Below are 12,161 nucleotides of genomic sequence, written 5' to 3' on the forward strand. Positions count from 1 at the left end.
CGTCCCGGGGCGTCGCGCGCGGTAACCCGGGCCCCGGCGGCGGACTCCGGCCTCGGCCCCGTCGTACGCGACAACACGTCACCTCGTACGAGGGGGCTCCCGCGGCCGCACCCGCGCCGATGCGTTCCACCGCCCCCATGCCTCCCGACACCTGCGCACACTGCGCGACCGGGGCCCGTACACACGGAAGGCAACGGCCGTTATGTGCGCCGCGGGCTGGATCCGGAGGCGGTGGAACGCATAGGGAGGGACAGGGTGGCTGCATTGTGGTAGTCTGTCGATGACCTGCGGCTTCAGAGGTTCGCGCCGATCGCTCGCGCCAGCTGTGTCAGCCGCTCATCGTCGCGCCGGTAGTGGGTCCACTTGCCCACGCGGGTGGCGTGTACGAGTCCCGCCCGTTCGAGCGTGCTCATGTAACTGGAGACGGTCGACTGGGCGAGCCCCGATTTGGCCTGGATGTGTGCGACACACACACCGACCGACCGGCGGTCCGCGCTCGGCTCGTACGTGTCGAAGTGCGCGGCGGGATCCTTCAGCCACTGCATGATCTGCAGACGGGCCGGGTTGCCGAGAGCCTTGAACATCTCGATCAGGTCGTCCGGACTTGATCCCGCAGTCGTGTCCACAAGCCGCACCTCTCGCCGGATTCTCGCGCCGAAGACACTGACATAACACGATATCTCGATATGGGCAACTTTTTTTGCCCAACCTGTAGCCATCCTTGAGGTTTCAGTGATCTATTTGATCATGCACCGGACACGCAGTACGCGCGTCCGCCGCATTCACTGAACCTGTCTGCCCCCCGTTTCTCACCGCTGGCAGCCTCGCGCGTCGGCGCACAACGCAGGAGAACCGTTTCTGTGAGCCTCGAAGTCAAGTCCATCCTCAAGAAGAGCGCGTTGGTCGCGGCCTCCACCGGCCTCGCCGTGACCGGCCTGGCGGTCGGTGCCGGTACCGCCCAGGCGGACGGCGACGGTCCGTCCGGCGCGTCGAACGTCCGTGGCGTCGACGCAGGGAACACCGATGCCTGGATGGACAAGCTGTGCAGCCAGAAGCCGGACGGCCAGGGCCTGGTCTATGGCTCCCTCAACGTTGACACCGGCCAGTTCCGGGACGCCAACCAATATCTCGCGGACGCCAATCGCCTCGGCTACAACCAGGGCGGGGGCTGGGAGTACTTCTCCGGAACCTGCACCTACCCGCAGTCCTCGACCTGGTCCACCAAGGGCACCATGGTCCGCACCTCCGTCTGGATCGGCAACCGGGGTACGCGGGACGACCAGGAGACCTTCGTCAGCAACTACAGCACGACCACGTCCGCGAGGAAGAGCGTCGGCGGCTCGCTCGACTTCTCCCTCGCCAAGTCCATCTTCACCGGCAGCGCGGGCGGCAACTTCAGCTACGAGTGGGGCTGGCAGAAGACCTCGTCCTTCGAGCGCCGCAGCCAGAAGACGATCCCGCCGTGCACCCAGGTCTCCACGTCGTGGCAGCCCTACCAGCGCGTGGTCCGGGTCAACCCGGTCTTCAACGTCCGTACGTACTACTGGAACAAGAGCACCGACCCGAACAACCTCAAGCAGGGCAAGAACTGGAACACGCGCGACACCTGGCGCGACCGGGGCGCCCGGTGGAAGAAGGTCTACTCGTACGGCTACTACATCGACGGCACCGCCGACAAGCTCCTTCCCAACGGCCAGCCCGACGGCCGCGAGGACAAGTGGCAGGAGAACCTGGACCCCAAGTCCTGCGCGCGCTGATCCGCGTCGGCTGATCCGGGGGGCGCGGGCTTGAGCCCACGGAGCTGATCCGGCCAGACCTGGCAGGGGCGGCAGGAATCGAACCTGCGGCATCCGGTTTTGGAGACCGGCGCTCTGGCCATCTGAGCTACGCCCCTTCGCTGATGACACTCTCGCATGGTCAACAGCGAGATCGCCACGGGTTTCACGACGTGCGGGTGCGGCACGGTGGATCGGTGGGGGACGGCCAGTCATGACGTACCACGTGTTTTTCCCAGCGGGAACGACCGTCGGTTTGGCACACTCATGCCACTCCCACGCCGTCGAACAGCCCCCTGGAGCGTGTCGTCATGCCTGGTGTCGTCCCCGCCGACCCCACCGTGCTGCACCCGATGCCCGGACAATCACGCCTCGTTCTGCTGAAACCACTGGTGAAGTCACCGCTGATCGAGGTCGGGGAGTACTCGTACTACGACGATCCCGCCGACCCGACCGCGTTCGAGACGCGCAACGTGCTGTATCACTACGGGCCCGAGAAGCTCGTCATTGGGAAGTTCTGCGCGCTGGGCGAGGGCGTCCGGTTCATCATGAACGGCGCCAACCACCGTATGGACGGCCCCTCCACCTTCCCGTTCCCCATCCTGGGCGGCTCCTGGGCCGACCACTTCGACCTGATCTCGGGGCTGCCCGGCCGGGGTGACACCGTGGTCGGGCACGACGTCTGGTTCGGCTACCGCGCGATGGTGATGCCCGGGGTCCGCATCGGCCACGGCGCGATCATCGCCTCGGGCGCGGTCGTCGTCGACGACGTCCCCGACTACGGCATCGTCGGCGGCAACCCGGCCGAGCTCATCCGCACCCGCCACAGCGCGGCGGACATCGAGCGGCTGCTCGCGGTCGCCTGGTGGGACTGGCCCGCCGAACACATCACCGCCCACGTACGCACCATCATGGCGGGCGGCATCGACGCCCTGGAGGCCGCCGCGCCCCGTACCCCGTGAGCGGTCCCCCCCGTGACCCCGCGCCGGCCGGGATGGAGCATCCTGGATCCGTCGATTGAACGGAAGCCGCCGACCAGCCGTACGAACCACGGCGGCTCCGACCTCACCGGGCCCGGTCCGCCGTGCCACCACGGGCTTCGCACGGAAGGGCCTTCGGTTTGTCTTCTTGGACGCGTTCTCGCCAGCAGCCGGATCAGGACAGCGGAAATCCGGACACCGAAAAGACGACGGCTGAGGACATCGATACCGATGCCGTCGCCGAGGGCGGGCGTGATCCGCAGCTGATCGTGGCGCGGGCGGTGACCGTGCTGGCCGCCGTGTATGTGGTCGGGGCGCTGCTGCTGCCGAATCAGCTCACCGATCTCACGCCCGGCGCGTTCGTACGGATCCCGGTGGAGGGGATATTCGGGGCGGCGGTCCTGCTCGTACTGCCGCCGGCGGCCCGGCGGATCGCGGCGATGGTGGCCGGGGCGGTGCTCGGGCTGGTGACGATTCTGAAGGTCCTGGACATGGGCTTCTACTCGGTGCTGGACCGGCCGTTCGACCCGGTGCTCGACTGGATCCTGTTCGACGACGGCGAGTCGTTCCTGAGGGACTCGATCGGCCAGGTGGGCGCGATCGGCGCCGTGATCGGGGTCGTGGTCGGCGTCCTCGCGCTGCTCGTCCTGAGCATGCTCGCGGTCGTACGGCTGAGCGGTCTGCTGGCCCGTAACAACGCCGTCGCCACCCGCGCGACCCTGGTGCTCGGGACCGCCTGGGTGGCCGTCTCGGCGGTCGGCGCGCAGGTCGCGGGGGCACCGCTCGCCTCCAGGGCCACGTCCGAACTGGCCCAGAGCCGTGTGGAGCAGGTGACCGCGGACCGTAAGGACGAGGTGGAGTTCGCGAAGGAGGCCTCCGTGGACGCCTACCGCGACACCCCGTCCGACGAACTGCTGACCGGGCTGCGCGGCAAGGACGTCGTCTTCGCGTTCATCGAGAGCTACGGCCGCAGCGCGATCGAGGACCCGGCGATGGCGCCGCAGGTCGGCAAGGCCCTCGCGGACAGTACGGACCGGCTGAAGGCGGCCGGGTTCGCCTCCCGGAGCGGCTTCCTCACCTCCCCGGTGGCGGGCGCGGGCAGCTGGCTGGCCCACTCCACCTTCATGTCCGGCCTGTGGATCAAGAACCAGCAGCGCTACGACACCGTGACCAAGAGCAAGCGTCTCTCCCTCACCGGAGCGTTCCGGCGCGCCGATGCCTGGCGGACCGTCGGCATCATGCCGGGCGTCACCCGGGCCTGGCCCGAGTCGAAGTTCTACGGCTTCGACACGTACTACGACTCGCGGCAGCTCGGCTACAAGGGCCCGAAGTTCAGTTGGGCCCCGGTGCCCGACCAGTTCAGCCTGAAGACCTTCCAGGACCGGGAGAACGGCAAGCCGGGCCGCAAGCCGCTGATGTCGGAGATCATCCTCGTCTCCAGCCACAACCCCTGGGCGCCGATCCCCAAGATGCTCGACTGGGACAAGCTCGGTGACGGCACGGTCTACCACTCCATCAAGGAGGAGGGCGAGGACCCCAAGGAGGTCTGGAAGGACCCGAAGAAGGTACGGACCGAGTACCGGCGTTCCATCGAGTACTCGGTGGACAGCCTCGTCTCGTACGTGGAGAAGTACGGCGACGACAACACCGTCCTGGTCTTCCTCGGCGACCACCAGCCCAACAAGACCGTCACCGGCGAGAACGCGGGCCGCGATGTCCCGATCGCGATGGTCGCCCGCGACCCGGCGGTCCTGGACCGTATCGACAGCTGGGGCTGGACCGACGGCCTCAAGCCCGCCCCGGACGCCCCGGTCTGGCCCATGGACACCTTCCGCGACCGCTTCCTGAAGGCGTACGGCCCGAAGCCCGGCGCCCCGTCCCCGTCCTCGCGCAGCGCGTCGGCGCGGTAGGGGCCCGGCGCGGGGCCCGGACACCGGGGTGCCGGGACGGTTGGCCATCCCGTAGCCGGGTGTCTTCGGAGAACGGGCGATCAGACCTTTCTCACATCCTCGACGAACAGCTGAAAGAGCAGACGCGTCGCATCGTTGTCGCCGAGGGAGAGGCTGAAGGGCCCTTTCTTCTCCTGCTTCACGCCGACATATCCAGGGAGGCCCCCTTCGGCGCCGGATCCTTCCTGGAAAGACCTCTTTCCACCGTTCTCGGATTCGAAATGGCTCCTCATGTGGTACGGCGTCCCCGACGCCCCGGCGACCGCCATGTGATCCGGATCGAAGAGACGCTGGTGCGCGCCTTCCTTGAGCGTGAACTCCACCATGACCTGACTGTCCGGCTTCTTGTAGTACTCGGCAGCCTGTTCGTAGTCGCCCAGGTGGTTCTTGGTGGGCAGGATCCCGACATCACCTGTCTTCTCCGCGGCATGGAAACCCACGCTGTCCTTGGCTTCCGCCGAATCGACCAGCCAGTTTTCCGTTGATTCCTTCTTGCCCTTCCATTGGATTATCGCTTCCGCTTCCTCGCTGTCCATTGTCCGGTAGAGCTTGAGCTTCCCCGTCTCCTTCGTTTCCGCCAGATCCTTCAAAAGCTTGGGGCCGACATCCTGGATAATGTGATCGAGGCGCCTCGGGGCGCCCTTCTTGAATTTCCTCTTCTTGTCCGCCTGCGAAGGCGCTACCGACTTTCCCGCGCCCACCGCCTTGTCCGCCCAGTGCTTCGAGGTCAGGACGGACTGCACCTCTTCGTCACGCTCCATCCGTTGCACCGCGGGGGCGGGCGCGGCGCCCTCCGTCCGGTGCGGGTCGGCCGCCCGCTGTACGTCCGGCTGTACGGGCGTCGGGCCCGCCAGCACCTTGTGCGCGTTGGCTTCGGCGGCCTGTTCGAAACGGTCAGAAGGATCGGAGACCTTGACGCCGTTGCCCTGGTCGGTACCGGCCACAGGCCCCTGGCGCTGCTGGATGACATGGGTCAGTTCATGGGCCAGGGTGTGCCTGTCGCCGCCTCGGTCACCGATCACGATGTGGTGGCCGGAGGTATAGGCGCGGGCGCCCACCTCGGCCGCCGATGCCTTCGCCGCCGAATCGTCGTGGATACGGACGTTGGAGAAATCCGATCCGAGCCGGGCTTCCATTTCCTCGCGCACCGGGGAATCGAGCGGCTTGCCGGACGTGCCGAGGACATCGTGGACGGCCGAGCGCTGCACCTGCGCCTCGGCGGCGTCGGCCGTCAGGTGTTCGCAGCCGGCGCTGTGCTGATGCCGGGAATAGGGGTGCTCGGCCAGCTGGAGCAGCCGCAGAACCGCCGCGTTACCGGCGGCGCGCTGCAATGCCAGAAGGCCGGTCTGACGAGGAGGCGTGGAAACCTTCGGCGCCTCGGACTTCTTGCCGGTGCTCTGCGCCGACCTGTAATCATGAACCACTGGCTGACTTCCTCGATCCGTATGCGATGGCGCCCACGACACAGGAACGCCGACGACGGAGGGAAGGGCGGCGCGTGCAGATGGCGGGGCAGACTTCCCTGCCCCGAAGGCCGAGGCAGCCCCACCGGCCGAATCGAGGCCGAGCGGTACGCGGTTCCGGCTGCCCGGTCACGGCTCCCGGGTTCCCCCCCGGTCACGGATTGCCCGGGTCATGGGCTTCCGCGAGCAGTGCACAGGCCAGGGAGAAGAGGAGCGACGCGGTGGCCAGACTCGTCATGGCCACCTCCAGCAGCGCCCGGCGCCTCTCCGGGTACCGGCCGTTCACCACGCCTCCCGCGTACGGGGGACGCAATCGGGTACGCAATCGGGGACGCAGACCCAGAGCCGGAACAGCCGCTCGTGGTGGTGCACTTCGCCCAGCACCCGCCCGCTCGCCCCGAGCCTGCGGGCGCACCGGACGCACTCGATGGCCATCTGCTGCCGGGGCGTGAGCAGGGTGAACCGAGGCAGTTCGCCGGGAGAGCGGCCGCTCACGCCCCGCCACCCGGGTCCGTACCCAACTCGGCCCAGATCCGTTTCCCCCACCGCATGAGGTCGGTGCCCCACCGGTCCGACAGCGTCTGTACGACGACGAGGCCCCGGCCGTCCTCATCGGTGTCGGTCACCGGGCGAGGGGCGGGGGCGATACGGGACCGGTCCACAACGGCCACCTTCACCCGGCCCGGTTCGGGGAGGGAGACGATGACCCGTACCAGCCGACTGCCGCTGTGCTCAACCGCGTTGCCGACCAGCTCGGACACGACGAGCGAGGCGGCATCGGTGAGCCCCGGCAGGCCCCACGCGTTGCACGCGGCGCCGACCAGAAGTCTGGCCCGGCGGGCGGACTGCGGTTCGCAGGGGAGCGTCTGGGAGTAGGCGGGATGGCCGATTGCGGTGGGCGCGGGATGGGCGGTGCCGTACGTGGGCATGGGGGCTCCGGGTGGCGGGAGGTCTGGTTTTGGGCGCAGTTCCCCCGAAAGGGCCAACTTCTGCTCCAACTACCGTCCGTGACGTTGCGGTAGCTCAGCCAGATTGAGACGCGGCGTGCCTGATGAGCAAGCTGCCGTGAGAATTTCGCGCGAATTGGTATATGTGATCGAGCGCGCTACGTGCGCCACACGAGGGACGGCAGGTGCCAGACTCGCCACAAGTACCGCAGCGCGGCAGGCTCTACCCCTAACGGAGGCAGACTCGTGGCAGCACCAACGGGACCCACGGTCCGGCGTATGCAACTCGGCTGGGAACTGAAGCAGTTGCGGGACAAGGCCGGTTTCACCCTTGCTCAGGCGGTCGAAGGGTTGACGTTCTCCCCGTCCAAACTGCACCGCACGGAGAACGGGTTGACCGGTCTGCCGAAGGTCCAGGACCTGAAAGACCTGCTCGACCGCTACGGCGTCACGGACGAGGAGGACGTGGACTTCCTGGTGGAGATCCACCGTGACTCGCTGAACCGGGGCTGGTGGTCGGTCTATCGCAGTGTCATGCCGTCCGGCATGAGCATGTTCGTCGGCCTGGAGAGCGGCGCCCGCCAGGTCCGCTCCTGGCAGCCGAACGTTGTCTATGGGCTCCTCCAGACCGAGCGCTATGCCCGGGAAATGTTCCTCTCCGCCAAATCCGTCGAAGAAACGACCACCGAGTTCGTGGAGCGCCACACCCAGATCCGTATGCAACGAAAGGAGATACTGACTCGCAAGGACAGTCCACTGGAGCTGTGGGCCGTCCTGGACGAGGCTGTGCTGCGACGGGTGATCGGTGGTCCAGATGTGATGCGGGAACAGTACGAGGAGATCACCAAACTCTTGCAACTGGACAACGTGACGGTCCAGATCCTGCCTGCGAACATCTCTGCCTACAGGTGTAGTTTCAACTTCGCGCTGATGAGTTTCGGCGCTCCGCTGCCTACGGTCATCCAATCCGACGCAGTCGACGGCTCACGCCTCGGAGACAAGGACACGGAGACCTGGGGCTTCACCCGTAAGTTCGATGCCCTGCGGGCCAGCGCACTTGCCCCCAGTGAGACAGTAACGGTCCTGCAACGACTAGCCCGAGAGATCTGACCTCATGATTCACCGTGTCACATCTGAACTGGTTCCCGAAGCAGTCTGGTTCAAGTCCTCGTACAGCCAGGAGAACGGCACCAACTGCGTCGAGGTCGCCGACCTGGCCCGTACCGCTCAGGTCGGTGTCCGTGACTCCAAGATCAGGACCGGTCCCGTCCTGATCGTCCCCGTCTCCGCCTGGGCCGCGTTCGTCTCCGACGCTCGGGCGTTCGCTCCGAGGGGGTGACGCTGGGCGGGAGGACGTACACACTCCCCGCCACTCTCAACGTATAGCTCACCGGGGGGCTTGCGGCAAGGCCCCCGGTGTGGCGCAGAATCGCCGACCGAAGCGGGCGAAGTTGGGAGTTGTGATGATCGACGTGATCGTTGCCGGTGGTGGGCCGACCGGGCTCATGCTGGCCGGTGAGTTGCGGCTGCACGGTGTGCGGGTGGTCGTGGTGGAGAAGGCGGCGGAGCCGACCGCGTATGTCCGTGCGCTCGGTCTGCATGTGCGCAGCATCGAGGTGCTGGACCAGCGCGGGCTGCTGGGGCGGTTCCTCGCGCACGGCCGGCGGTATCCGGTCGGCGGGTTCTTCGCCGGGATCGCCAAGCCCTCGCCCGACCGGCTGGACACCGCGCACGCGTACGTTCTCGGCATCCCGCAGACGGTCACCGATCGTCTGCTGGCCGAGCGCGCCGCCGAGCTGGGCGCCGAGGTCCGGCGCGGCCGTGAGCTGGTCGGGCTGGACCAGGACGATCAGGGGGTGACCGTCGAGCTGGCCGACGGTACGCGGCTGCGCTCGCGCTATCTCGTGGGCTGCGACGGGGGCCGCAGCACCGTGCGCAAACTGCTCGGCGTCGGTTTTCCCGGCGAGCCCTCCAGGGTCGAGACGCTGCTGGGCGAGATGGAGGTGGCCGCGGAGCAGGAGACGGTCGCCGCTGTCGTCGCGGAGGTCCGCAGGACTCAGTTGCGGTTCGGCGCGGGGCCCCTCGGGGACGGGGTCTACCGGGTCGTCGTACCCGCCGAGGGGGTGGCGGAGGACCGCTCGGTGCCGCCGACCCTGGAGGAGTTCAAGCGGCAGTTGCGGGCGTTCGCCGGGACCGACTTCGGTGTGCACTCACCGCGCTGGCTGTCCCGCTTCGGCGATGCCACCCGGCAGGCCGAGCGCTACCGGGTCGGCCGGGTGCTGCTGGCGGGCGACGCGGCGCACATCCACCCGCCGGTGGGCGGGCAGGGGCTCAACCTCGGCATCCAGGACGCGTTCAACCTCGGCTGGAAGCTGGCCGCCGAGGTCAACGGCTGGGCGCCGGAAGGGCTGCTCGACAGCTACCAGTCCGAACGGCACCCGGTGGCCGCCGACGTGCTGGACAACACCCGCGCGCAGATGGAGCTGATGGCCGTCGAGCCGGGGCCCCGGGCCGTGCGTCGGCTGCTGTCGGAGCTGATGGACTTCGACGAGGTCAACCGGTACCTGACCGAGAAGATCACCGCGATCGGGATCCGTTACGACTTCGGCGAGGGGCCCGAGCCGCTCGGCCGGCGGATGCGGGACATCGAGCTGAAGCAGGGACGTCTGTACGGGCTGCTGCACGGTGGGCGCGGGCTGCTGCTCGACCGGACCGGCGGGCTTTCGGTGGCGGGCTGGGCGGACCGGGTCGACCATGTCGTCGACAGCGGCGAGGAACTGGACGCGCCCGCGGTGCTGCTGCGGCCGGACGGCCATGTGGCGTGGGCCGGGGAGGACCAGCGGGAGCTGGAGGCGCGGCTGCCGAAGTGGTTCGGCGCCGCCGTCCGCTGAGCGTCGTACCGCCTGCCGAGCGCCGTACCACCGGGGTCAGACTCTCTCGCGGACCCGGGGCGTGGGGGCGTTCGCCGGCACCCTGACACGCCACAGCCAAGCGACGTCGCGGCCGAAGGACCAGGTCAGGAGGGCGAGGGCCAGCACGGTCACGGCGAGGGTGGCGAGGTGGGGGAGGAGGGCCGAGGCGGCGAGGAGGAGCAGGATCCCCTGGAGGGCGGCGACCGTTTTACGGGCGAAGCTGGGCGGCAGGGGATTGTTGAGCCAGGGCAGGGCGCGGGCCGCGGCGACGAAGACGTACCGCATGGCGCCGATCAGCAGGACCCAGGGGCCCAGGGAGAGGGCGACATAGCCGCTGAGCACCAGGATCAGGAAGGCGTCGACCTCCATGTCGAAGCGGGCGCCCAGCGCGGAGGAGGTCCCGGTGCGGCGGGCGACCTTGCCGTCGACCGCGTCGAGGACCAGCGCCACCGCGGTGAGGGCGACCAGGAGCGCGACCGGCGGGCGGGCGGTGAGGGCCTCCGCGACCAGGGCGGTCACACCGCCGACGAGCGTCGCGCGTGCCAGCGTGACGCCGTTGGCCGGGCCGAAGGGCTGCCGGGGCCAGGAGCGGGACAGGGCGCGGGTGAGTATCGCCCAGGTGGCGACGGCGAAGACCAGACCGGCCAGCCAGCCCATCGGGCCGAGACCGGTCGCCACGCCGAGGAGGCCCAGCAGGAGGAGTTGCGCGCCCGCTCCCACGGCGGTCTCCTGACGGAAGAACCTGCGGAACTGCCTGGCGCCGTACGTGTCGTAGGTGTTGTTCAGGGCGGCCACTGTGCACTCTCCGGCGGTGTGACAGAGTCGATGAGGGCCGCGTACCGTGTGCGCGGCCTTGTCATTAACAGAACGTGAAACGTCACCCGAGCGTTCAGGAGGATGCTTTGACGCACGCCGCACGCGCCTTCTGGCTCCGCTCCCCGGGTCTGGGCGAGATCAGGGACTCCGAGGTTACCGGCCCGGCCGACGGTGACGTTCTGGTGCGTACGCTGTACTCCGGTGTGAGCCGTGGTACGGAGAGCCTCGTCTTCCGGGGCGGCGTCCCGGAGAGCCAGCACACCGCCATGCGCGCGCCGTTCCAGGAGGGCGACTTCCCCGGGCCCGTCAAGTACGGCTATCTCAGCGTCGGCGTGGTCGAGGAGGGGCCCGCGCGGCTGCTCGGGCGCACGGTGTTCTGTCTCTATCCGCACCAGAGCCGGTACGTCGTCCCCGCCTCCGCCGTCACCCCCGTACCGGAGAACGTCCCCGCCTCGCGGGCCGTGCTCGCCGGGACGGTGGAGACCGCCGTCAACGCCCTGTGGGACGCGGCACCGCTGATCGGTGACCGGATCGCCGTGGTCGGCGCGGGCATGATCGGCTGTTCCGTCGCCGCGCTGCTCGCGCGCTACCCCGCCGTCCGCGTCCAGCTGGTCGACTCCGACCCCTCCCGCGCCGCCGTCGCGGAGGCGCTGGGCATCGACTTCGCGCTCCCCGGGGACGCGCTCGACGGCTGTGACCTGGTCGTTCACGCCAGCGCCAGCGAGGCGGGACTCGCGCGTTCGCTGGAGTTGGTGGCGTCCGAGGGCACCGTCCTCGAACTGAGCTGGTACGGCGACCGGCGCGTCAGCCTGCCTCTTGGGGAGGCGTTCCACTCGGGCCGGCTGGTCCTGCGCGCCAGCCAGGTGGGCACGGTCTCCCCCGCGCGCGCCTCCCGCCGTACCTACGCCGACCGGCTCGCGCTCGCGCTCGAACTGCTCGCAGATCCCGCCTTCGACGCACTGATCAGCGGTGAATGCGCCTTCGAGGAGCTGCCGTCGACCATGGCGGCCATCGCCGCGGGAGAGCTTCCAGGGCTCTGCCATCGCGTACGGTACGGAGACGCTCCGTAATTTTGCCCCGCATTGGGCGGATTGCGGGCGACTGGGCGGATTGCGTGCGCGACTCAAGGGTGCGTTTCACGTGAAACCATGTTCCAGGGCGGGGAGTTGAGCGCCTCTGGAATCGGTCGAACCGTCACCAATCGGAACTTTTCCCCGAGGTTCTGAACGGGCGACGCGCCCCGGCCGTACTCAACAGCACGGCCCGGCACCGACGGGCCGACAGGATCAGTGCAGAACCAGAACAGAACCAGTTACGTC

Annotated in this window: 13 protein-coding genes and 1 tRNA gene; 7 read left to right on the forward strand and 7 right to left on the reverse strand. The window is 68.5% G+C overall.

What is annotated here, in order from left to right; all coding sequences use genetic code 11:
* Positions 1–293 precede the first annotated feature (293 nt).
* Entirely contained in the window at positions 294–626 is a 333-nt protein-coding gene (locus tag ACIP8W_RS15500; protein ID WP_401955285.1) for an ArsR/SmtB family transcription factor, read from the reverse strand.
* A gap of 234 nt (positions 627–860) precedes the next feature.
* Here ACIP8W_RS15500 and ACIP8W_RS15505 point away from each other — a divergent pair, with 234 nt between their 5' ends.
* Positions 861–1,757, forward strand: a complete 897-nt coding sequence (locus ACIP8W_RS15505) for a hypothetical protein (protein ID WP_401955287.1) — start codon at positions 861–863, stop codon at positions 1,755–1,757.
* A gap of 60 nt (positions 1,758–1,817) precedes the next feature.
* On the opposite strand, the gene ACIP8W_RS15510 is transcribed toward ACIP8W_RS15505, so the two are convergent.
* Positions 1,818–1,894 (reverse strand) — tRNA-Trp (locus ACIP8W_RS15510).
* A 234-nt stretch (positions 1,895–2,128) separates the two neighbouring features.
* Between ACIP8W_RS15510 and ACIP8W_RS15515 the strand changes: the two genes are divergently transcribed.
* On the forward strand, positions 2,129–2,737 hold the full coding sequence (locus ACIP8W_RS15515) for a CatB-related O-acetyltransferase (protein WP_401955346.1): 609 nt from the start codon (positions 2,129–2,131) through the stop codon (positions 2,735–2,737).
* Positions 2,738–2,895: 158 nt separating this feature from the next.
* Positions 2,896–4,665, forward strand: coding sequence for a sulfatase (locus ACIP8W_RS15520; protein ID WP_402148986.1), 1,770 nt, complete (start codon positions 2,896–2,898; stop codon positions 4,663–4,665).
* Positions 4,666–4,745: 80 nt separating this feature from the next.
* On the opposite strand, the gene ACIP8W_RS15525 is transcribed toward ACIP8W_RS15520, so the two are convergent.
* The 4 genes from ACIP8W_RS15525 to ACIP8W_RS15540 all read right to left on the reverse strand — a co-directional run bounded on the left by ACIP8W_RS15525 (position 4,746) and on the right by ACIP8W_RS15540 (position 7,096).
* Positions 4,746–6,128, reverse strand: a complete 1,383-nt coding sequence (locus ACIP8W_RS15525) for a DUF4157 domain-containing protein (protein WP_401955291.1) — start codon at positions 6,126–6,128, stop codon at positions 4,746–4,748.
* 193 nt (positions 6,129–6,321) lie between these two features.
* Positions 6,322–6,453, reverse strand: coding sequence for a hypothetical protein (locus ACIP8W_RS15530; protein WP_402148988.1), 132 nt, complete (start codon positions 6,451–6,453; stop codon positions 6,322–6,324).
* Entirely contained in the window at positions 6,450–6,662 is a 213-nt protein-coding gene (locus ACIP8W_RS15535; RefSeq protein ID WP_401955295.1) for a hypothetical protein, read from the reverse strand. Before ACIP8W_RS15535 ends, ACIP8W_RS15530 begins: the two co-directional genes overlap by 4 nt.
* Complete coding sequence (locus ACIP8W_RS15540) at positions 6,659–7,096, reverse strand: ATP-binding protein (RefSeq protein WP_402203300.1); 438 nt, start codon at positions 7,094–7,096, stop codon at positions 6,659–6,661. The genes ACIP8W_RS15535 and ACIP8W_RS15540 overlap by 4 nt, the downstream gene beginning before the upstream one ends.
* A 297-nt stretch (positions 7,097–7,393) precedes the next feature.
* On the opposite strand from ACIP8W_RS15540, the gene ACIP8W_RS15545 reads away from it, so the two are divergent.
* The 3 genes from ACIP8W_RS15545 to rox all read left to right on the forward strand — a co-directional run bounded on the left by ACIP8W_RS15545 (position 7,394) and on the right by rox (position 10,005).
* Positions 7,394–8,224: a helix-turn-helix domain-containing protein gene (locus tag ACIP8W_RS15545; RefSeq protein ID WP_402148990.1), complete on the forward strand. Its 831-nt coding sequence runs from the start codon at positions 7,394–7,396 to the stop codon at positions 8,222–8,224.
* A 4-nt stretch (positions 8,225–8,228) separates the two neighbouring features.
* Positions 8,229–8,453 (forward strand): DUF397 domain-containing protein, encoded by a 225-nt coding sequence (locus tag ACIP8W_RS15550; RefSeq protein WP_402148992.1) that lies wholly within the window; start codon positions 8,229–8,231, stop codon positions 8,451–8,453.
* Positions 8,454–8,577: 124 nt separating this feature from the next.
* Positions 8,578–10,005, forward strand: coding sequence for a rifampin monooxygenase (gene rox, locus ACIP8W_RS15555; RefSeq protein WP_402203302.1), 1,428 nt, complete (start codon positions 8,578–8,580; stop codon positions 10,003–10,005).
* A gap of 36 nt (positions 10,006–10,041) precedes the next feature.
* Here the strand turns inward: rox and ACIP8W_RS15560 are convergent, their stop codons facing one another.
* Positions 10,042–10,821 (reverse strand): CDP-alcohol phosphatidyltransferase family protein, encoded by a 780-nt coding sequence (locus tag ACIP8W_RS15560; protein WP_401955305.1) that lies wholly within the window; start codon positions 10,819–10,821, stop codon positions 10,042–10,044.
* A 107-nt stretch (positions 10,822–10,928) separates the two neighbouring features.
* Here ACIP8W_RS15560 and ACIP8W_RS15565 point away from each other — a divergent pair, with 107 nt between their 5' ends.
* Positions 10,929–11,912, forward strand: coding sequence for a zinc-binding alcohol dehydrogenase (locus tag ACIP8W_RS15565; protein WP_401955307.1), 984 nt, complete (start codon positions 10,929–10,931; stop codon positions 11,910–11,912).
* Positions 11,913–12,161 lie beyond the last annotated feature (249 nt).

It is taken from the genome of Streptomyces sp. NPDC088554 (assembly GCF_044752945.1).
GTDB lineage: Bacteria > Actinomycetota > Actinomycetes > Streptomycetales > Streptomycetaceae > Streptomyces.

Bases quoted from the DNA above. Each gene is read 5' to 3' on its own strand.
- ACIP8W_RS15550 (WP_402148992.1), top strand. From the start codon at position 8,229: ATGATTCACCGTGTCACATCTGAACTGGTTCCCGAAGCAGTCTGGTTC.
- ACIP8W_RS15515 (WP_401955346.1), top strand. From the start codon at position 2,129: ATGCCCGGACAATCACGCCTCGTTCTGCTGAAACCACTGGTGAAGTCA.
- ACIP8W_RS15545 (WP_402148990.1), top strand. From the start codon at position 7,394: ATGCAACTCGGCTGGGAACTGAAGCAGTTGCGGGACAAGGCCGGTTTC.
- ACIP8W_RS15540 (WP_402203300.1), bottom strand. From the start codon at position 7,096: ATGCCCACGTACGGCACCGCCCATCCCGCGCCCACCGCAATCGGCCAT.
- rox (WP_402203302.1), top strand. From the start codon at position 8,578: ATGATCGACGTGATCGTTGCCGGTGGTGGGCCGACCGGGCTCATGCTG.